The organism is Achromobacter mucicolens (assembly GCF_029866465.1).
In the GTDB taxonomy this organism is placed as follows: Bacteria; Pseudomonadota; Gammaproteobacteria; order Burkholderiales; family Burkholderiaceae_B; genus Achromobacter; species Achromobacter mucicolens.
Map to the genome: position 1 here is coordinate 2,851,074 of NZ_CP123364.1, position 20,385 is coordinate 2,871,458.

At 67.4% G+C, this 20,385-nt stretch carries 19 protein-coding genes; 13 read left to right on the forward strand and 6 right to left on the reverse strand.

All coding sequences use genetic code 11. From position 1 onward, the window contains the following. Nucleotides 1-28 precede the first annotated feature (28 nt). From QEP15_RS13080 to QEP15_RS13095, 4 genes are read left to right on the forward strand one after another with little or no spacing between them, the layout of a single operon-like run. Nucleotides 29-982, forward strand: coding sequence for a metal ABC transporter solute-binding protein, Zn/Mn family (locus tag QEP15_RS13080; protein ID WP_217469981.1), 954 nt, complete (start codon nucleotides 29-31; stop codon nucleotides 980-982). Then, nucleotides 979-1,749 carry a metal ABC transporter ATP-binding protein gene (locus tag QEP15_RS13085; protein ID WP_217617961.1) on the forward strand — a complete coding sequence of 257 codons (771 nt, stop codon included), beginning with the start codon at nucleotides 979-981 and terminating at the stop codon, nucleotides 1,747-1,749. The genes QEP15_RS13080 and QEP15_RS13085 overlap by 4 nt, the downstream gene beginning before the upstream one ends. Then, nucleotides 1,746-2,651, forward strand: a complete 906-nt coding sequence (locus tag QEP15_RS13090; protein ID WP_175155519.1) for a metal ABC transporter permease — start codon at nucleotides 1,746-1,748, stop codon at nucleotides 2,649-2,651. The genes QEP15_RS13085 and QEP15_RS13090 overlap by 4 nt, the downstream gene beginning before the upstream one ends. Then, nucleotides 2,648-3,649, forward strand: coding sequence for a metal ABC transporter solute-binding protein, Zn/Mn family (locus tag QEP15_RS13095; RefSeq protein ID WP_279992266.1), 1,002 nt, complete (start codon nucleotides 2,648-2,650; stop codon nucleotides 3,647-3,649). The genes QEP15_RS13090 and QEP15_RS13095 overlap by 4 nt, the downstream gene beginning before the upstream one ends. A 37-nt stretch (nucleotides 3,650-3,686) precedes the next feature. Here QEP15_RS13095 and QEP15_RS13100 read toward each other — a convergent pair whose 3' ends face one another. Then, nucleotides 3,687-4,646: a LysR substrate-binding domain-containing protein gene (locus QEP15_RS13100; RefSeq protein ID WP_175155521.1), complete on the reverse strand. Its 960-nt coding sequence runs from the start codon at nucleotides 4,644-4,646 to the stop codon at nucleotides 3,687-3,689. Between the two features lie 174 nt (nucleotides 4,647-4,820). Here QEP15_RS13100 and QEP15_RS13105 point away from each other — a divergent pair, with 174 nt between their 5' ends. The 7 genes from QEP15_RS13105 to QEP15_RS13135 all read left to right on the forward strand — a co-directional run bounded on the left by QEP15_RS13105 (nucleotide 4,821) and on the right by QEP15_RS13135 (nucleotide 11,466). Next, nucleotides 4,821-5,843 carry a tripartite tricarboxylate transporter substrate binding protein gene (locus QEP15_RS13105; protein ID WP_152384496.1) on the forward strand — a complete coding sequence of 341 codons (1,023 nt, stop codon included), beginning with the start codon at nucleotides 4,821-4,823 and terminating at the stop codon, nucleotides 5,841-5,843. A 6-nt stretch (nucleotides 5,844-5,849) separates the two neighbouring features. Beyond that, nucleotides 5,850-7,373, forward strand: coding sequence for a UxaA family hydrolase (locus QEP15_RS13110; protein ID WP_280147532.1), 1,524 nt, complete (start codon nucleotides 5,850-5,852; stop codon nucleotides 7,371-7,373). A 27-nt stretch (nucleotides 7,374-7,400) separates the two neighbouring features. Continuing rightward, the gene (hpaI, locus tag QEP15_RS13115) at nucleotides 7,401-8,207 is read left to right on the forward strand and encodes a 4-hydroxy-2-oxoheptanedioate aldolase (RefSeq protein ID WP_217617956.1); all 807 of its coding nucleotides are present in this window, start codon (nucleotides 7,401-7,403) and stop codon (nucleotides 8,205-8,207) included. 161 nt (nucleotides 8,208-8,368) lie between these two features. Further along, entirely contained in the window at nucleotides 8,369-8,758 is a 390-nt protein-coding gene (locus tag QEP15_RS13120; RefSeq protein WP_056318013.1) for a hypothetical protein, read from the forward strand. An 8-nt stretch (nucleotides 8,759-8,766) separates the two neighbouring features. Further along, a complete protein-coding gene (locus tag QEP15_RS13125) occupies nucleotides 8,767-8,988 on the forward strand; it encodes a hypothetical protein (RefSeq protein ID WP_056318016.1) in 222 nt (73 codons plus the stop codon). Between the two features lie 196 nt (nucleotides 8,989-9,184). Continuing rightward, nucleotides 9,185-10,663, forward strand: a complete 1,479-nt coding sequence (locus tag QEP15_RS13130) for a hypothetical protein (RefSeq protein ID WP_217617955.1) — start codon at nucleotides 9,185-9,187, stop codon at nucleotides 10,661-10,663. Between the two features lie 56 nt (nucleotides 10,664-10,719). After that, a complete protein-coding gene (locus QEP15_RS13135) occupies nucleotides 10,720-11,466 on the forward strand; it encodes a ProQ/FinO family protein (protein WP_254607118.1) in 747 nt (248 codons plus the stop codon). Between the two features lie 88 nt (nucleotides 11,467-11,554). Here the strand turns inward: QEP15_RS13135 and QEP15_RS13140 are convergent, their stop codons facing one another. The 4 genes from QEP15_RS13140 to garD all read right to left on the reverse strand — a co-directional run bounded on the left by QEP15_RS13140 (nucleotide 11,555) and on the right by garD (nucleotide 16,443). Further along, entirely contained in the window at nucleotides 11,555-12,151 is a 597-nt protein-coding gene (locus tag QEP15_RS13140; protein ID WP_175155525.1) for a DUF4202 domain-containing protein, read from the reverse strand. Nucleotides 12,152-12,714: 563 nt separating this feature from the next. Further along, a complete protein-coding gene (locus QEP15_RS13145) occupies nucleotides 12,715-13,692 on the reverse strand; it encodes a Bug family tripartite tricarboxylate transporter substrate binding protein (RefSeq protein WP_062839424.1) in 978 nt (325 codons plus the stop codon). Nucleotides 13,693-13,763: 71 nt separating this feature from the next. Beyond that, a complete protein-coding gene (locus QEP15_RS13150) occupies nucleotides 13,764-14,813 on the reverse strand; it encodes an SMP-30/gluconolactonase/LRE family protein (RefSeq protein ID WP_262760245.1) in 1,050 nt (349 codons plus the stop codon). Between the two features lie 61 nt (nucleotides 14,814-14,874). After that, nucleotides 14,875-16,443: a galactarate dehydratase gene (gene garD, locus QEP15_RS13155; protein ID WP_056318035.1), complete on the reverse strand. Its 1,569-nt coding sequence runs from the start codon at nucleotides 16,441-16,443 to the stop codon at nucleotides 14,875-14,877. 242 nt (nucleotides 16,444-16,685) lie between these two features. Between garD and kdgD the strand changes: the two genes are divergently transcribed. Together kdgD and QEP15_RS13165 are read left to right on the forward strand one after the other, a co-directional pair. Further along, entirely contained in the window at nucleotides 16,686-17,600 is a 915-nt protein-coding gene (kdgD, locus tag QEP15_RS13160; RefSeq protein WP_062839421.1) for a 5-dehydro-4-deoxyglucarate dehydratase, read from the forward strand. A gap of 119 nt (nucleotides 17,601-17,719) precedes the next feature. Beyond that, on the forward strand, nucleotides 17,720-19,303 hold the full coding sequence (locus QEP15_RS13165) for an aldehyde dehydrogenase (NADP(+)) (RefSeq protein WP_142055162.1): 1,584 nt from the start codon (nucleotides 17,720-17,722) through the stop codon (nucleotides 19,301-19,303). Between the two features lie 121 nt (nucleotides 19,304-19,424). On the opposite strand, the gene QEP15_RS13170 is transcribed toward QEP15_RS13165, so the two are convergent. Continuing rightward, the gene (locus QEP15_RS13170; RefSeq protein WP_280147533.1) at nucleotides 19,425-20,348 is read right to left on the reverse strand and encodes a LysR family transcriptional regulator; all 924 of its coding nucleotides are present in this window, start codon (nucleotides 20,346-20,348) and stop codon (nucleotides 19,425-19,427) included. Nucleotides 20,349-20,385: the final 37 nt, after the last annotated feature.

A 20,385-nucleotide genomic window follows, 5' to 3' on the forward strand; every position in this document is an offset into this window, starting at 1 on the left:
TCGCCTTCCGACACGAGCCTACGGATTTATGTCTGCCTTTTCGTCTTTCTCCCAGATCCTGCGCCGCTGCGCCGCGCCGCTCGCCGCGCTGGCGCTGCTGGCCGGCGCGCTCACCGCGCCCGCCCACGCCGAAGACGCCAAGCGTCTGAAGATCGGCGTGACGCTGCACCCTTATTTCAGCTACGTCGCCAACATCGTGGGAGACAAGGCCGAGGTCGTGCCGCTGATTCCGGTGGGCTTCAATCCGCATGCCTACGAGCCTCGCGCCGAGGACATCAAGCGCATCGGCACGTTGGACGTCGTCGTGCTCAACGGGATCGGCCACGATGACTTCGCGGACCGCATGATCGCCGCCAGCGAAAAGCCCAAGATCCCGGTGATCGAGGCAAACGCGCAGGTGCCGCTGCTGGCCGCAGTCGGCATGGCCGCGCGCGGGGGCGGCGATTCGGGCAAGGTCGTCAATCCGCACACCTTCCTGTCGATCACCGCCTCGATCGCGCAGATCAACACCATCGCCCGCGAACTGGGCCGTATCGATCCCGCGAACGCGCAGGCGTACACCGCCAACGCGCGCGCCTATGGCCAGCGCCTGCGCAAGCTGCGCGCCGATGCGCTGGGCAAGTTGGCCTCCGCGCCCAACGCCGACCTGCGCGTGGCCACCATTCACGGCGCGTACGACTACCTGCTGCGCGAATTCGGCCTGGAAGTCACGGCCGTCGTGGAGCCGGCGCACGGCATCGAGCCCAGCCCGGCCCAGCTCAAGGGCACCATCGAGCAATTGCGCGCGGCCGACGTCAAGGTGATCTTTTCGGAACTGAACTTCCCGTCCTCGTACGTCGAAACGATCCAGCGTGAAACCGGCGTGAAGCTGTACGCGCTGTCGCACATCTCTTACGGCGAATACAGCGCCGAGCAGTTCGAGAAGGAAATGACGCAAAACCTGGCTACCGTCGTGCGCGCCATTGAAGAGGCCGGCGCGTGACCGGCCCGGTGAGCCCGCACCCGGCGGGCGCGCCCGGCCCCACGCTGACCTTCGAGCAGATCTCGCTGACGCTGGGCCGCACCGAGATCCTCAGCGATGTCGCCTTTAGCGTGACGGCGGGCAGCGTGCACGCGCTGGTGGGCCCCAACGGCGGCGGCAAGAGTTCCCTGGTCAAGACGCTGCTGGGCCAGATGCCGCATCGAGGCAAGCTCAGCGTGACGTGGCCCGGCGATCGGCCGGGCGTCATCGGCTACATCCCGCAGGCGCTGGAGTTCGATCGCGGCCTGCCCATGACCGTCAACGATTTCATGGCCGCGATGTGCCAGCGCAAGCCGGCATTCCTGGGCTTGTCGCGCGCAAAGTCGGCAGAGATTTCCGCCGCGCTGGAACGCGTGGGCATGCAGGACAAGCGCAACCGCCGCATGGGCGCGCTGTCGGGCGGCGAGCGCCAGCGCGTACTGCTGGCCCAGGGCCTGGTGCCCAGCCCATCGATGGTGGTCCTGGACGAGCCCATGTCGGCGCTGGACGAAGCCGGCGTGCGCGTGTTCGAACAATTGCTGGACAACTGGCGCGCGCAGCGCGTGACCGTGCTCTGGATCGAGCATGACCTGGAGGCCGTTGGCCGCCTGGCCGACCGCGTCACCGGGCTGAACCGCCAGGTGCTTTGCGACGGTCCTCCTAAGCAAGTGCTGACGCCCGACCGGCTGCTGACGCTCTTTTCCACCCGTCCGCGCGTGGGCGGCCAACCGCAGGAGCGCGCCGCATGAACGCCTTTTTCGATAACCTGCGCCAACTCATCCAGCGCGCGGCGGAATCCGGCGCGCTGCCCGATTCGCTGGCCTATGGCTTCGTCATCAACGCCCTGCTCGCCGGCCTGATCATCGGGCCGGTGTTGGGCGGCCTGGGCACGCTGGTCGTGGTCAAGCGCTTTGCGTTCTTCTCGGAAGCGGTGGGCCATGCCGCGCTGACCGGCGTGGCGATCGGCATTCTGCTGGGCGAGCCCTACACCGGCCCGTATGGCAGCCTGTTCAGCTATTGCCTCATCTTCGGCATCCTGCTCAATTTCCTGAGCAACCGCACGCGCCTCACGCCGGACACCTTGATCGGCGTGTTCCTGTCGGTGTCGCTGGCGCTGGGTGCAAGCCTGCTGCTGGTGCTGGCCGGGCGCATCAACATCCACATCCTGGAGAACGTGCTGTTCGGCTCGGTGCTCACCGTCAACAGCAACGACCTGTCGGTGCTGACGTGCGTGGCGGTGCTGGCGTTGGCGCTGGCGCTGCCCAACTACAACCGGCTGATGCTGGCCAGTTTCAATCCGCAGCTTGCCGCCGTGCGCGGTGTACCCGTCAAGGCGATGGACTACCTGTTCGTGATCCTGGTGACGCTGGTCACCGTGGCTTCGGTCAAGGTGATCGGCGCCATCCTGGTCGGCGCGCTGCTGGTGATTCCGGCCGCCGCGGCGCGGATGCTGGCGCAATCGCTCAAGGGGTTTTTCACGATGTCGGTGCTGTTTGCGATGATCGCCACGCTCGCCGGCATCATGTTGCCCATCGAACTGGAACTGCCGGTGCCCTCCGGCGCGGCCATCATTCTGGTCGCGGGAATCTTGTTTGCGATCGCGGCCCTGGCGCGCAGCCTGGTCCCCGGTCTGAAAGGAAACGCAGCATGAGTCTGAAGTCAGGTTATGTCACCTTGCGCCGCGCCGCCCTGGCGGTGGCGATGGCATCCGCCCTGGGCGCCGCCGTTACGGCGCATGCCCAGGAAGCCGCCAAGTCCGGCCGCGCCGCCCGCGCCCCGCAACCCGAAACCGCCAGCACCGCGCCTGCAGCAGTCACCGTGCTGGCCGCCCACCCGGTCGTGTTCGCCCTGACCGACAGTCTGGCCAAGGACAGCAGCATCCGCGTCGAACGTGCGGCGCCCGCCAACCTGCCGGCCACGCGGCTGACGTCCTACTTCAGCGGCCGCGGCGGCGCGGCGCTGAAAAAGGCCGCCGCCTCCGCCGACGCGGCCGTGGGCCTGCGTTCCATCTGGCCAGACGATCCGCTCTACGCCAACGCGCGCCGCACCAACATCCGCATCGTCGAGATCGATGCGGCGCGTCCGCTCGACGGCGCGCTGAACGGCATCGCGCTGCAAAGCGACACGCGCCCCGGCGGCCAGTTCGCCGCCTATCCGTGGCTCAGCATCGTCAACCTGGGCCGCATGGCCGACATCGTAGCCGCCGACCTGGGCCGCCTGTCCCCGTCCGACGAAAAGCGCATCGGCGACAACCTGGCGCACATCAAGCGCACGCTGGTCGAACTGAATGCAAAAAGCCAGGCGGGGCTGGCGCAGGCCGAGAACGTCGCGGTCGTCAGCCTGTCCGAACGCCTGCCCTACCTGATTGCGGAATTCAATCTGGATCTGGTCGACACGATGGCACGTGACGACAAGGACTGGACGCCCGACGCGCTGGCTGCGCTGACCGCCACGCTGAAGGACAACGGCGTGGCCGCCGCCCTGTTGCACCGCGAGCCGACCCCAGCACTTTCGCAGGCCATTGAAGCCGGCGGCGCCAAGGCCGTCGTGCTGGCCACTGATGGCGCCGACCCGGTCGCGGACCTGCAGGGCAACGCGCAGCGCCTGCTGCAAGCGCTGGCGCCCGCCGCTGCCACGGCGGCCAAGTAAATCGCCACCAGCAGTGCCATCACGAACGCGCGCCGGCTTATCCGGCGCCGTCTGCCGCTTCGGCCGACAGCGCCGTTGCAGCCTCCTTCAAGCAATCGATCAGTTGCGCGCTGGTGGCCGGCAGGCCGGCTTCGCGCATCGTAATGATGCCGACGGGCGGCAGCGGCAACGCGAGCGGCACCGCAAGAATCCGGCACAGCCCCTGGGCTTGGAAGCTTCTCGCCGCCGAGCGGGCTAGAAACCCGACGCCGTGGCGTTCGCGGATGAAAGTCAACGTCGCCAGGTAGGACGACGTTTCCATCAGATCGGACGACGGTTCCAGCCCGTGCTGGTGGAACTGCTGCTCCAGCTTGACGCGCAATGACGCCCACGGCGGTGGCATGACGCACGGCAATGCCGCCAGATCTTCCCAGCCGGGATGTGCCAGTCCCGCGACCTTGCTGCCCGGCGCGGCCACCACCACCATCGGCTCCTCGAACAACGCTTCGGTCTGCAGATCTGGCGCGGCATAGCCCGGCTCCAACCTGCCCACGAAAAGGTCCAGTTCGCCCAGCCGAAGCTTGGGCAGCAGGTGCGTCAGGTCGCCCTCTTCGATCAGCACGGTCGCGCGCGCCGACCGCGCCTTCAAGGCGTGCACCGCCCGCGCCAGCAGCACCGGCAGCGCGACGGCCATCGCGCCGACTCTCGTCTTGCCCGCCGCGCCGCTTGCGGCGGCGTCGATCTCGTCGCGGGTTCGCGCGTATTGCGCCAGCACGCCGCGCGCAAAGCGCACGACCGAGGCGCCGGCCTCCGTGGGCTCCGTGCCGCGCACGGACCGCGCAAACAGCGCCAGACCCAGCATCGATTCGACCTCCGACAGCATGCGCGACACCGCCGGCTGGCTGACGGTCATGAACTCGGCCGTGCGTCCCAAATGCCGGAATTCATCCAGCGCCACGACCAGTTGGAGGTGACGCAGCTTCAGGTTTGAGCGGAAAACGCGATCCAAATGCGCCATCGAGGACTCCGATACCAGGGCGCCGATACATATCACCGGCGTTATCTAACGATGCGCCAATTCTATTGGATAGTTATGGTTAAGCTCACGAGAATAAGTCCGGGCCCCCGCGTAGCCTTGCCGGGGCCCGAATATAAAAGCGAGACCCATAAGAACGACATCCGGAGACAAATCATGAGGCACATCCCTACCCCCGATCTGGACAGGCGCAGGTTCCTGGCCGGCGCCGCCTATCTGGGCGCGGCCGCCGGCGCTGGCGCGGTCGGCCTGCTGGCGCCCGCCACGGCCCGCGCCGCCGACTATCCCCAGCGTCCCATCACCTTCATCTGCCCCTGGCCCGTGGGCGGCACGGCGGACCAATCCATGCGCGCGCTTTGCCAGGTGGCCTCGGGGGTGCTGGGCCAGTCCATCGTGGTCGAGAACCGCGCCGGCGCGTCAGGAATGATCGGCACGAAGTCGCTGTCGCAGGCGCAACCGGACGGCTACACCATCGGTCAGATTCCCATCTCGGTCGCGCGCTTTTCGCAACTTGGCCTGTTGCAGCTGGACCCGCGTAGCGAACTGACCTACCTGGCGCGCACGTCGGGCCAGACGTTCGGCATTGCCGTGCTGGCCTCCTCGCCATTCAAGACGCTCAAGGAAGTCGTGGCGTACGCCAAGGCCAACCCGGGCAAATTGACATACGGGCACGCCGGCATCGGCGGCGCGACGCACGTGGGCATGGAAGAGTTCGCCATGGCGGCCGGCGTGCGGTTTAACGCCATCGCGTACAAGGGCGGCGCGGCCGCGCTGCAGGATGTGCTGGGCGGCCAGGTCGATCTCCTGGCCGATTCCAGCTCGTGGGCGCCGCATGTCGAGGCAGGCAAACTGCGCCTGCTGGCGACCTGGGGCGAATCGCGCGCCTCGCGCTTCAAGGACGCGCCAACCTTGAAGGAATTGGGTTACGTCGTCGTGGTCGAGGCGCCCAACGGCATCGGCGCGCCCAAGGGCCTGGACCCCGCCGTCGAGCGCAAGCTGCGCGATGCGTTCCGCACCGCCGTCAAGAGCGACGCCTTCAAGCAGGTTGCCGACCGCATCGACGCGCCGGTGATGTACCTGGACGGTCCGGATTACCAGGCGTATGTCGCCTCGGTCTATCAGCAGGAGACCGCATTGATCGCACGGCTGAAATTGAAAGAAATGCTGCAGAAAGGCTGATTCACGGTGAACTCCAACCCCTTGATCCGGCTTCACCCCAACGACAATGTCCTCGTCGCCCGGGAGGCCCTGGCCCTGGGCATGGTCGTGCCCGACCTGGGTCTGCGTGTGCGCGCGCAGGTGCCTGGCGGGCACAAGATTGCCGCCTGCCGCATTGCCGCGGGCACACCGGTGCGCAAGTACGACGCCGTCATTGGCGTGGCTGCCCGGGACATCGAGGCGGGCGACCACGTGCACGCCCACAACCTTGCGTTGGCCGACTTCGAGCGGGACCCGGCGTTCTGCCGCGACGTTCGCCCCGTCGCGATGGTGCCCGAGGCGCAACGCGCCACGTTTCAGGGCTATGTGCGCGCCGACGGTCGGGTGGGCACGCGCAATTTTGTCGGCATCATCGCGTCGGTGAACTGTTCCGCCACGGTCATCCACCACATTGCGCAGCATTTCACGCCCGAGCGGCTTGCCGCCTATCCCAACGTGGATGGCGTGGCCGCGTTTGCACAGACCAGTGGTTGCGGGATGTCCTCGCCCAGCGAGCATTTCGACGTCCTGCGGCGCACGCTGGCCGGCTATGCGCGGCATCCGAACCTGGCCGGTGTGCTGATCGTGGGTCTCGGATGCGAGCGCAATCAGGTGTCCGCCTTGATCGACTCGCAGAACCTGGCCGGCGATCCGCGGGTACGCTCCCTGGTGATGCAGGACTCTGGCGGCACGCGCGCCACCATCGACGCGGGCATCCGCGCCGTGGAGGAAATGCTGCCGCACGCGAACGCCGCGCGCCGCAGCAGCGTGCCGGCCAGCCATCTGAAGATCGGCCTCGAATGCGGCGGGTCCGACGGTTATTCGGCGATCACGGCCAATCCGGCGCTGGGCGCGGCCATGGACATTCTGGTGCGCCATGGCGGCACGGCGATCCTGTCGGAAACCCCCGAAATCCACGGCGTGGAATACCTGCTGACGCGCCGCGCCGTCACGCCGGAAGTGGGACAGAAGCTGCTGGACCGGCTGGCCTGGTGGGAAGCCTACACGGCCGGGCACAACGCGCAGTTCAATGGCGTCGTCGGCCACGGCAACCAGCAAGGCGGCCTGGCCAACATCTTCGAAAAATCGCTGGGTTCCGCCATGAAGGGCGGCACGACGCCGCTGCAAGCCGTGTACGAATACGCCGAACCCATCGACCGCCCGGGCCTGGTGTTCATGGATTCGCCCGGCTACGACCCGGTCGCCGTCACCGGACAGATCGCCAGCGGGGCCAACCTGATCTGCTTCACGACGGGACGCGGGTCGATGTTCGGTTCCAAGCCGGCGCCCACCCTCAAGCTTGCCAGCAACAGCAGCATGTACGCCCGGCTTGAGCAGGACATGGACATCAACTGCGGCGCGGTGCTGGACGGCGAGGTGGACATCGCGCAGATGGGTCAGCGCATCTTCGACCACATCCTGCGCGCGGCCTCGGGTGCACCCACCAAGAGCGAAGCCCTGGGCCTGGGCAACCACGAATTCGTGCCCTGGCACCTGGGCATCGTCAGCTGATCCGCCCCCTTTCTGGAGTCTTTCCGCATGCCCGCACACAACCCCTTCAAGGCCGCCCTCGCGGCGCGCCAGGCCCAGGTCGGGCTATGGCTCTCCATGGCCGATCCCTATCTGGCCGAGGTCTCCGCCACCGCCGGCTTTGACTGGCTGCTGATCGATGGCGAGCACGCCCCGAACGACTTGCGCGGAACACTTGCGGCGTTGCAGACCGTGGCGCCCTACCGTTCGCATCCCGTGGTGCGCGTGGTGGCGGCTGACACGGCCCTCATCAAGCAGATGCTGGACATTGGCGCGAAAACCCTGCTGGTGCCGATGGTGGACACGGCCGACCAGGCGCGCGCCTTGGTCGCCGCCACGCGCTATCCGCCGCACGGCATCCGCGGGGTCGGCAGTGCCGTGGGACGCGCGTCGCGCTGGAGCGCCCGCGAGGACTACCTGGAAGTCGCCGACGATGAAGTCTGCCTGCTCGTGCAGGCAGAAACCGTTCAAGCGCTGTCGAACCTGGAGGCAATCTGCGAGGTGCCGGGCGTGGATGGGGTCTTCATCGGGCCGGCGGATCTGGCTGCGTCGATGGGTTATCGCGGCCGCCCCGGCCACCCCGATGTACAGGCCGCGATCGAACGCGCCATGCAGGTCATCATCGCGCGCGGCAAAGCCGCCGGCACCTTGACCTCGGACCCCGCCCTGGCGCGCCGCTACCTGGAGCTGGGCTGCACGTTCGTGGCGGTTGGCGTGGATGTCCTGCTCTATGCCAACAGCGCCCGCCGGCTGGCGGCCAGCTTTGACCGCGGCGCACCCAGCGCTGCCGCCGCAGCGCCATCGGCCGCGTACTGAAGACGCAAATCGGTCCGATCCACCCGCCAATCTGATCTTGCGTGCCCACGCATTCAGGCATAAATTGATCGGTACGCTTTTCGATCGGCCATCACGGTTCGTCCGCCCGAATCGCGCGCGAAGGTTGTTTTCTATCTTTTGTTCCCCAAAGGAGCGATGCGATGCGAGTAAAACACCTGCTTGGCCCAGCGACCGTAGCCCTCTCGATGCTGTTCGGGTCGGCTGTCACGGCCGCACCCGCGGAGCCTGCCCCGATCGTCACGGGCAAGCACTGGACCGAATCCGACGCCAATCTCAAGAAGGCCTATCTGCTGGGCATGGCCAACGTCCTTGAGGTCGAAAGGGCCTATCAGCAACGCCGTGCCGTGCCGGATACCCAGACCCTGGTGCCCAAGTTCTCCATGGGTCTTCAGAACCAGACGCTGGACTCCGTGCGCGATACCGTCGACCGCTGGTATGCCGCCAATCCGAGCCGATTGGATCGCCCTGTCGTGGAGACGATCTGGTTTGAGATCGTCATGCCCGCCACGAAGACGAAACGCACCCCCTAGGAGCCGCCATGAAGACGATCCGCACGATAGGTCTGGCCATTGCGATGGCATCGCTGGCCGCATGCACCAATATGACCAAGGAACAGCAAGGCACCGTCACGGGCGGCTTGATGGGCGCCGCGGCGGGCGCCGGCATTGCCGCGATCGCGGGCGGCAGCGCCTGGACCGGCGCCGCCATCGGCGGCGCGGCTGGCGGCATCGCGGGCAATATCCGCGGCGCGAACCAGTAATCCGAGCGTCACCGGCCTGATCTTCCAGGTCCCGAACGCCGGCTCGCGTGCAAGCGCCAGCCGGCGTTCCTGCGTGTGGGCGCCGCGCCCTCTCCCGCCCTCGTCCCCGTCCGCCGCACGCATGGCTACCCGCGGCGGCCAGAGGCTGCTACGCTTTGCGCCGCGACTTCACCCGGGCGATGCGGATGTTCCCTCAATGATGTACCTGCTGTGGTCCCTGCCGGCGCTGACCGTGATCGCCGCGATCGCGAGCGGGCGCGTCAACACCACCATTGCGGCGGCGATGGGCCTGTTGGGGGCCCTGCCTATCGCGCTGTTTGCGGCGCCTGCCCCTTTTGCGCCTTCGCAACTGGCCATTGCGCTGGAACGCGGGCTCTGGATCGGATGGATCATCACCCCCTACATCCTGGGCGGCCTGCTGTTCTGGCAGATGGCGGCGCAGGGGCACGCCTCGGCTAACGACGCCACGGCTGGCGGCGCGCCGGACGCGGGGCGCCGCGATGCGCTGGCGAAGCGCCGACTGCTGTTCTTTGCCTGTTTCCTGATCGGCCCTTTCGCCGAATCGGCAACGGGTTTCGGCGTGGGCATGCTGGGCACCGTGATGCTGATCCGTCCGCTCGGCCTCGGCGCCCGCGAGGTCATGGTGTTTGCGCTGCTCAGCCAGACGCTGATTCCGTGGGGCGCGATGGGCAGCGGCACGCTGCTGGCTTCGGCCTATGCCCGCGTGCCGCCCACGCAACTTGCGCTTTACAGCATGGTGCCCATCGCGCTGCTGATGGGCGTGTGGCTGACGCTGTACTGGCGCACCGCGACGCGCGCGGGGTTGTCTGCGCCGGCCGCCGAGCGGGTCCGCGAGGCTGGCTGGATGGCCGCGAGCCTGGCCTTGCTGGCCGCGGCGACCGCGCTATTGGGACCGGAAACGGCACTGCTCGCCGCATACGGACCGCTGATCGTGCTGCGTTTTCTGGCGGACCGCCGGCCCGGTCGCAGCGAGGCGCTGCGGGCAACGCGCCGCGCCTTGCCCTATATCGCCCTCATCGCCTGGCTGGTCGCCACGCGGCTTGTGCCCGGCCTGAATCGCGGCCTTGCCGACCTTGCGGCTTTGCGCCCGTATGCGGACCTGCCGCCGTGGATGCCATTTCTGCATGCCGGAAGCTGGCTGATCGCCGGCGCCCTGCTCCTGGCCGCCTGGCAGCGACATCCGGGCGCCGTGCGGACACAGGCGCGCGCCGCCTGGCTGACCGGACGGCACGCCGTCATGTCCGTATTCCTGTTTGCCATGATGGCCGAGGTGCTGGCTGGCGCGGGCATATCGCGGGCCTACGCCGACGGCCTCTTTGCGAGCCTGCGCGACTGGACTATCCTGATCACGCCGCTGCTGGCCGGCGCGTTCGGCATCCTGGCCAACAGCGGCAACGCGCCAAACAGCCTGTTCATGCCATCCCAGCTATCATTAGCGCTTCAGGCTGGCCTGAGCGTGCCCGCAGCTGCCGCGCTGCTGCACGTTTCGGGCACGTCGATGGGGATTTTTTCGCCGGTTCGGATGTCGATTGCGGCCGGTTTGGCGCATGGCCGGGGGCAGGAACGCGGCGTGTATGTTCTACTACTGCCGTTTGCCCTGGCCGCGTTCGGCATCCTGCTGTCGCTGGCGCTGCTCGTGGTCGTCTCCGGGTAGCGGATTTCACGACGCAGGGACACGCTCGCCGCCTCAACCCTTTTTTTGTGTAGCACATGGGACTAGAACAATTAGCCGCGATCCGGGAATTGCTTATCAAGCAGTCGCCTGACAAGGCAGGCTCGAAAAACGAATCGCGTCCGCAAGGCACCGACAAGCCGCGCCGCCCGCAGGGCGCCGCCAAGGGTCCGCGTCCGCAGACCGGCGACAAGGCCAAGCGCGCGCAAGGCGGTGACAAGGGCCAGCGTGCGCCGCGTCCCGAAAAGCGCGAGTCGCCGGTCGATCCCGTGGTCGTCGCCATTTCGCGCCTGCAACGGCACTTTCCCAAGGCGTTTCCCAAGAACCCCGCGCCCAAGGTTCCGCTCAAGCTGGGTGTGCTGGCCGACCTGGTGCAGCACGCCGAGCAATTGCAGCTCGACGAAGCGCAGATCAAGGAAGCCGTCAAGACGTGGTGCGATGGCCGCCGCTACTGGGCCAGCATGGTCGAAGACGCGCCGCGCGTGGACCTGAACGGCGAACCCGCCGGCGCCGTGACTGCGAACGAAGCGCGCCACGCCAAGCGCATGGCATCGCGCAATGCGTCGCGCAACGCCGCGCGCGCCCGCGCCGAGAAAAAGGCCCAGGCGTCCGCCGAACAAACGCCGGCACCCGCCGGTGACGCCGCGCCTGCCGACGTGAAGCCTGCCGACGTGCAATCCGCCGACGCGACTTCTGCAGATACGAAGGCCGTAGATACGAAGGCCGCAGGTGCGACGCCCGCGGACGCCTCGTCCTCCGACGTCACGCCCCAAGCGTCCGAATAAGCCCGCCAAACGCGATACAGGCCTGCGGCAGGCCGGGAAATCCATTCCCGGCCTGCCGCAGGCCTGTATCGCGTTTGGCTAAAGGCTGCTAGGCCGCCGCTTCCAGCGCGGCGAGCGCCTGCTTGATGTATCCCATGCCCTGGTCCGAATAGGTCAGCGTCATGGCCTGTTGATGCCCCGCGCCATCCATCTTCAGCAGCGACTTGCGCAGGATCTCGACGATCTTGTCTTCGTGGGCGGGATAAAACGACTCGTACTGGTATTGCAAAAACACCAGGCACAGCGCGTTCTCCATCACCTGCACGTCCGGGTCCTGCTTGATTCCCTGCTTCATCAGGATCGCCGCCACGCGGTCGCAGTCCTCTTGCGGATAGCCGGCTTCCTGCATGATCTGTTGCGCGATTGCCGCGTGATGCCTGGCCAACGCCTTGCGCCACGTCAGGTAACCGATGCGGCCTTCAGGATAGCTGGCGCGCGCGATTTCCCAACGGCCGATGTGCTGGCACCGGGACGCCAGGACCAGCGGCTCGGACGCGTGAGGCGCCAGCTTCATCACCCATTCGTGCAGCTTCTGCGCAAGAAACAGCTCCTGTGGACAGGATTGGCCTTCCCACGTGAACACATTGGGATCGGCGGCGTTGTACTCGTCGAAGCGGCGCAGGGTCTGCTGCAGGCGGTCGTTCATGGGATGTCGTTGTCAGGAAGCCCGGCGTGCGTTGGCCAAGGCGAAGTGGATCAGGTGCAAGGAAGCCATCATACCTGCGGCGTGTGGCCTTTTCGGATCTATCGAGGCAATGCCGGCGCGGGCGTCAGCGGGCCCACGGGGGCTTGGCCAGGCCGCGGCGGCATGGGCGGCAGCCATGTCCGCGTGGGAGGTTTCAGCCCCGGTTGATTCTGAGGCCGCACCGGCGATTCCGTCGCGGGAGGATAGCGAGAGCCCGGGCATGACGTGCCCAGGCAGTCCCGGTTGAGTTTGCCCGGGTCCACGATGCGCGGGCAGTCGGTGCCCAGACACGCGTCTGGTATGGTGCGCGCCGACGCGGGCGGCTTTGGCGCCGTGGGCAGCGGATCGCGCGCGATTGCGGGCGCGCTTGCCAAGGCGGACAGCGCCGTCAACGACCCCAAGGCCGCTGCGGCGAACAGGGATTTCATCGTCAGGCTCCACGGGAATCGGTCCAGACCGAAGCCTGGACACGATCCCAGTGTGCCCCCGAACGCCCGCCCCTAGCAAGGCGCGGGCCGGGCCGATCAATCCAGGCGGATGTCGGTGCTGGCAACGACCTTGGCCCAGCGGGCGCGTTCGCTGCCGAAGAACTGCGCAAGTTCCGCGGGGCTCTTGGTGACGATCTCGGCGCCCTGCTCGTTCAACTGCGCCGTGACGTCCGGCTGGGTGACGATCTGCGCCATCAGCGTCTGCAGTTGTGCGGCCACCGGGTCGGTCATGTTGGACGGGGCCATCACGCCCTGCCACGTGCCCGACTCGAAGCCCTTCACGCCCTGCTCGGAAATGGTCGGAATGTCCGGCACCAGCTTCATGCGCTCGCTCTTGGAAATCGCGATCGCGCGCAGCTTGCCGGACTTGATGTGCGGCAGCGTGGCCAGAAGCCCGTTCATGATGATCTGCGTCTGGCCGCCGATGGTGTCGGTGACCGCCTGCGAACCGCCCTTGTACGGCACGTATTCCCACTGCGCGCCGGTCGCCTGCTGAACCGCGACAGCCGCCAGGTGCGGCGCGCTGCCGATTGCGGTGACGGCAAAGTTGATGCGCTCTTTCTTGGACAGCTCGACCAGATCCTGCACGGTGTTGGCCTTCACGTCGGGATGCACAGCCAGCACGTGCGGCGAATACGCCAGCATGCCCACCGCGCGCAGGTCCTTGGACGGATCAAAGGTCAGCTTGGTGTAGACGGACGGGCTGATCGCCAGCGCGCCGACGTCGCACAGGAGCACCGTATGGCCTTCCTGTGCCGACTGCACCACCAGGCCGGCGCCCAGGTTGCCGTTGGCGCCGGGCTTGTTCTCGACGACCACAGTCTGCTTGAGCACTTCGGCCAGCCGGGGCGCCAGGATGCGCGCGATGATGTCCGACGAGCCGCCGGGCGGGTAAGGCACCACGATGCGCACGGGGCGCGTCGGCCATTGCGCCGATTGGGCCCACGCCGGCACCAGCGGCGTCAGGCAAAGCGCCGCGGCGCTGCCCAGGAACTGTCTTTTGCTCGGGTTCATGCTGTCTCCACACTGATTGGTATGTGTGTTGAAGTGTCCCGCGGCCAGGTGAGGCCGCGGTGGGGATATGCCTATGCCGCGCCGCGGGTCTCCACGTACAGGGCATAGAGCGAATGGCTGCTCGCCATGAAAAGGCGGTTGCGCTTGGCGCCGCCAAAACACAGGTTGGCGCACCGCTCGGGCAGACGGATGTGCCCGATGGGTTTGCCGGCGGGGTTAAAGACCATCACGCCGTCCAGCTCCTCGGGCTTGGCGTCGGCCGAGCCGTTGCTGCCCCAGCCGCACCACAGGTTGCCGGCCTCGTCGCACTTGATGCCGTCGATGGCGCCGGGTCCCTGCGCATCGACGTGCAGGCGCTTGTTCGTCAGCGCGCCGTCCGTGCCCACATCGAAGGCCCAGATCACGCGGTTGGGCTGGTGGCGGGACTCGACGATGTAGAGCACCTTTTCGTCGGGCGAGAAGCACAGGCCATTGGGCCCGGCCAGATCCGCCAGCGCCAGCGTCACGCGGCCATTGGCCGGATCGATGCGATAGACCGAATGCGGCAGCTCAGGCGTGGCCTTGTCGCCCTCCCAGTGCCCGCCGATCCCAAACGGCGGATCCGTGAACCAGATGGCGCCATTGCGCTGGCAGACGATGTCGTTCGGCGAATTGAACGGCTTGCCGTCGAAGCGGTCGGCCAGCACTGTGATGCTGCCGTCGTACTCCGTGCGCGTGACGCGGCGCGTCAGATGCTCGCAGGTCAGCAGGCGGCCCTGGCGGTCGCGGGCAAGCCCGTTGCTGAAATTGGACGGCTGGCGGAACACGCTGATCTGGCCCGTGGTCTCGTCCCAGCGCAGGATGCGGTTATTGGGAATGTCCGAAACCAGCAGATAACGCCCGTCCCCGAACCACACCGGCCCTTCCAGCCAGCGGAACCCGGTTGCAAGCTGCTCCACGCTGCTGCTGTAGATGCGGTACTTGGAGAATTCCGGGTCCAGGATCCGGACCGAGGGATCCGGATAGCGCTGCTGCGGGGTGAAACTGAATGACTGTGCGTGCACGAGGCTGGCGGGCCCCAGTGCGAGCGCGGCGCCCAGCAGCCGGCGCCGGCCGGCCTGGACTTGCGGGTCAATTTCCATCGGCTGTCTCCTCTCGGTGGTTTTTTTCTGCGATGGCGCTACGGACGGGACGGATCCGCGATCAGGTCACGGGGCCCGGATTGAACAGCGCCAGGGCGTTGTGCAGCTTGAGTTTTTCCGCACAGGTCTGCTTCTTGCCGCTGGCGACGTCCAGCATCATCTGAAAGAGCTGCCAGCCCACTTCCTCGATCGAGGCCTGTCCGGTGGCGATCACGCCTGCATCCACGTCCATCAGGTCGTGCCAGCGGCGGGCCAGCGCGGAGCGCGTGGCGACCTTGATGACCGGCACCTGCGCCAGCCCATAAGGCGTGCCGCGGCCGGTGGTGAAGATGTGAAGGTTCATGCCCGCGGCCAGTTGCAGCGTGCCGCAGATGAAGTCGCTGGCAGGCGTGGCCGCAAAGATCAGGCCCTTGCGTGTCAGGCGGTCGCCGGGCGACAGCACGCCGTGGATGGGCGAGGAACCGGACTTGACGATCGACCCCATCGCCTTTTCGACGATGTTGGACAGACCGCCCTTCTTGTTGCCCGGACTGGTGTTGGCGCTGCGGTCGGCCATGCCGCGCTGCAGGTACGCGTCATACCAGGCCATCTCCCGGATCAGCGCGTCGGCGACTTCGGGCGTTTCGGCGCGGGCGGTGAGCTGGTCGATGCCATCGCGCACTTCGGTGTTTTCGGAGAACATCACGGTGCCGCCGGCGCGCACCAGCAGGTCGGTCGCAAAACCCACGGCCGGGTTGGCGGTCACGCCGGAGAACGCGTCGCTGCCGCCGCACTGCACACCGACGGTCAGGTCGGATACCGGGCAGGTTTCGCGCTGGCGGGCGTTGAGCTTTTGCAGGTGGCGCTCGGCGGTGCGCATGATGAGCTGGATCATCGAATCGAAGCCGATGTTCTCTTCGTCCTGCAGCACGATCGTCTCCACGCCGTTGCCGCCCATGCCTTCGCCGGCACGGATCGGAATGGCGGTGGGCGCCAAGAGGCGTTCAGGCTGCAGTTTTTCACAGCCCAGGCTGACCACCATGGACGTGCCGCCGAAATTCGGGTTGCGGGCGATGTTGTGCAGCGTGCGGATCGGAATCGCGGCGCCAGGCGCGTCGATGGCCACGCCGCAGCCGTAGGTGTGCTCGATGCCCACCACGTCGTCCACGTTCGGATACAGCGGCAGCAGCTCGCGGCGGATGCGCGCGACCGCATGTTCGACCACGCCCTGCACGCACTGCACCGTGGTGCTGATGGCCAGGATGTTGCGCGTGCCCACGGTGCCGTCCGCGTTGCGGTAGCCCTGGAACGTATAGCCCTCCAGCGGCGGCAGGGGCGTCACGCGCGTGGACACCGGCAGGTCTTCCAGCGTGCGCGCGGTCGGCATCGTCGTGACGCGCTCGTTGATCCAGCTGCCGCGCGGCAAGGACTTGGCGGCGTAGCCCACCACCACGTTGTAGCGTCTGACCTCATCGCCTTCGGCCAGATCGGTCAGGGCCACCTTGTGGCCTTGCGGCACGGCGTCCACCAACTGAAGCCCGTCGGGCAGAACGGTTCCGGCCGGCAAGCCGCCGTCGTTGGCCACGATGGCGACGTTGTCGTCGGGATGAATCTTGATGAGAACGGGCGTCTGCTCGACTGCAACCTGCATGCTGAATCCTTTTGCCTGATGGATGCCCCGCTGCGGGCACCGTACGTTATCGTACAACCAAGAGAATATCGCTGAAAGGCATCGGAAAGGAATTTCGGGTTTCCCCTTGTAAATGCCGCTTCAGCTGGGTGGACACCTTGAATCCGGCAAAATCGTGTTGTACGATGACTCACCTTTTACCACCGCATCCCGTTCGCAAGCACCCTCCCCGCCTGCGACGGCCATTTTGGGATGAGCGCAACATGACGACTCCGCAGGAACTCAAGGCCATTGTTTCGGAAGGATTGCTTTCCTTCCCCGTGACCGACTTCGACCAGAACGGCGATTTCAACGCCAAGAGCTACGCGGCTCGTCTGGAATGGCTGGCCCCCTACGGCGCCACCGCCCTGTTCGCGGCCGGCGGCACCGGTGAGTTCTTCTCGCTGGCCCCCGAGGAATACTCGGACGTCATCCGCACCGCCGTCCAGACCTGCAAGGGCAAGGTCCCCATCCTGGCCGGCGCCGGCGGCCCCACCCGCACTGCGATCGCCTACGCGCAGGAAGCCGAGCGCCAAGGCGCCAAGGGCGTGCTGCTGCTGCCGCACTACCTGACCGAAGCCTCGCAGGACGGCATTGCCGCCCACGTCGAGCAGGTCTGCAAATCGGTCAACATCGGCGTCATCGTCTACAACCGCGCCCAATCGCGCCTGTCGGCCGACAGCCTGGCCCGCCTGGCGGACCGCTGCCCCAACCTGGTCGGCTTCAAGGACGGCATCGGCGACATCGAATCGATGGTCCGCATCCGCCGCAAGATGGGCGACCGCTTCTCGTACCTGGGCGGCCTGCCCACCGCCGAAGTCTACGCTGCCGCCTACCGCGCGCTGGGCGTGCCGGTCTACTCGTCGGCCGTCTTCAACTTCGTGCCCAAGATGGCCATGGAGTTCTACAACGCCATCGCCGCCGGCGACAGCGACACCACCAATCGCCTGCTGGACGATTTCTTCCTGCCGTACCTGGAAATCCGCAACCGCAAGGCCGGCTACGCTGTCAGCATCGTCAAGGCCGGCGCCAAGCTGGTGGGCCATGACGCGGGCCCCGTGCGCGCGCCGCTGACCGACCTGACCGGCGAAGAAATGGAAATGCTCGCCGCCCTGATCAAGAAGTCCGGCGCCGAATAATCGGTCTGCACCGACGCCTTCTGTCTGCCCCCGGTCCGGGGGCATTTTTTTCCCCGGACCCGTCGGGGGCGAAACCGCCCATCCCCTGGATCGGCGCCTATGAATTTTTGGAGATGACCATGAACCTGACCGGCCAGATGTTGATCGGCTCGACCGCCGTGCTGGGCGCGGGCGCTGCCCAGCACGCCATCAACCCCGCCACCGGCGAACGCCTGGACCCCGCCTACCCCGCCGGCTCCGCCGACGACGTGTCCCGCGCGGCCGAATTGGCCCGTGCCGCTTTCGATCCGTATCGCGCGCTGCCGCTGGAGACGCGCGCCCAATTCCTCGAAAGCATCGCCGAAGGCATCCTGGCGCTGGGCGACGCGCTGATCGAGCGCGCGCACCTGGAAACCGGCCTGCCCGTCGCCCGCCTGCAGGGCGAGCGCGGCCGCACCGTCGGCCAGCTTCGCCTGTTCGCCCGCGTGGTGCGCGACGGCTACTTCCTGGACGCGACCATCGATCCGGCCCAGCCCGAACGCCAGCCCCTGCCGCGCGCCGACCTGCGCCTGGCCAACGTTCCGCTCGGCCCGGTAGCCGTGTTCGGCGCCAGCAACTTCCCGCTGGCCTTCTCGGTGGCGGGCGGCGACACCGCCTCGGCACTGGCTGCCGGTTGCCCGGTAATCGTCAAGGCGCATAACGCGCACCCCGGCACGTCCGAACTGGTCGGCCGCGCCATCCAGCAGGCAGTGGCCAAGCACGGCTTGCCCGAAGGCACCTTCTCGCTGCTGTTCGGCGCCGGCAATGAAATCGGCACCGCGCTGGCGACGCATCCGGCCATCACGGCCATCGGCTTCACCGGCTCGCGCCGCGGCGGCCTGGCGCTCGTGGCCGCCGCCAACGCCCGCCCCGTGCCGATTCCCGTCTACGCCGAAATGTCCAGCATCAACCCGGTGTTCCTGCTGCCGGCCGCGCTGGAAGCCCGTGCGGAGACCATCGCCAAGGGCTTCGTGGATTCGCTGTCGATGGGCGTGGGCCAGTTCTGCACCAACCCGGGTCTGGTGATCGGCATCGAAGGCCCGGCACTGGATCGTTTCCGCCAGGCCGCCGCCGAAGCCGTGAAAGCCAAGGGCGCCGCCACCATGCTGACGCCGGGCATCTTCTCGGCCTACGAGCAAGGCGCCGACGCACTGGCGCGCCACGCCAGCGTGTCGACCGTCGGCCGCGGCGAGCCGTCCAACCCGGCGTGCAACGCCGCGGGCGCCGTGGTGTTTGGCGCCAGCGCGGACCAGTTCCTGGCCTCGCACGAACTGGAAGCCGAAGTGTTCGGCCCCGCCTCGCTGGTGGTCGCGTGCAAGGACGCAGCGCAGGTCCGCGCCGTGGCCGAGCATCTTGAAGGCCAACTTACCGCGACGCTGTTCGTGGACGACGCCGACGTGGACGCCGCCCGCGCGCTGCTGCCCGTGCTGGAGCGCAAGGCCGGCCGCATCCTGGCCAACGGCTACCCGACCGGCGTGGAAGTCAGCCACGCCATGGTTCACGGCGGCCCGTTCCCGGCCACCTCGAACCCGGCCTCGACCTCGGTGGGCGCCACTGCCATCCGCCGCTTCCTGCGTCCGGTCTGCTATCAGGATCTGCCCGACGCCCTGCTGCCCGACGGCATCAAGCGCGCCAACCCGCTGGGCCTGACGCGCATGGTCGACGGCAAGCTGGCCAACGCCTGATCGCGTGACGCCGTAACGCTGGGCCGGACCGCAAGGTCCGACTGACAACACCGGCCCGAGGGGGACGTCCGGCTTTCGGACGTCCCCCTCGGGCCTTTCGCCATTCCCAGCCCCTTCGGCACTACGCCGCCTTGCGCAGCCAGTCCAGCAGCGCCGCTTGCGGACTGCCCGGCGGCAGCGGCTGCGGAGCAAACAGACAATAGCGCGATCCATCCTCGACGAACCCCATGGGCGCGGCCAGCACGCCGCTTTCCAGATCGTCGCGCACCAGCCGCCACGGGCCGATGGCCACGCCCAGGCCCGCGACCGCCGCCTGCAGGCTGAAATAGAAATGATCGAATGTCTGGCCGGGCGCATCTGGCGCCGGTTTACCGGCCGCGGCCGCCCATTCGCGCCATGCGTCTGGCCGCGTGCGTGTGTGCAGCAGCGGCGCGCCAGACTTCAACGAGCCGCCGGCTGTGTTGTCGTCGAACCATTCCGCCAGCTTGCCGGGATGGCACACCGGGCCGACCTTTTCCGCAAACAGGGGCTCGACGTGATGGCTGACCGGCCAGGTAAAGTCGTCGCGGCGGATAGCCAGGTCGATGCCGCTTGCAAATGAAAACGGCCCGCCGCCCGCGACCAGGTGCACTTCCATGTCCGGATGCCGGGCCTGGAAATCGGGCCAGCGCGGGATCAGCCAGCGCATCAGCAAGGTCGGCTCGCATGACAGCACCCAACGACGCCCGCTGCGGGCGCGGGCGCGCAGTTCGCCCACCGCCTGCCGCATCAAGTCCAGGCCGCTGCCCACTGCGCCGGACAGGGTGCGCCCGGCGTCCGTCAGGAACACGCGGCGGCTACGCCGCTCGAACAGCGCCACGCCCAGGTCGTCCTCCAGCAACCGCACCGCCCGGCTGACCGCGCCGTGCGTCAGATGCAGCTCCGCGGCCGCACGGCTGAAGTTTTCGTGGCGCGCCGCGGCCTCAAAGCAACGCAGCGCCAGCAGCGACGGCAGGCGCGCGTCTAAGGATGGTGATTCCAGCTCACCATTGCTGTCAGAAACCATCGTTATACGTCCTTGAGTCGCGTTGCTAGGATGCTCG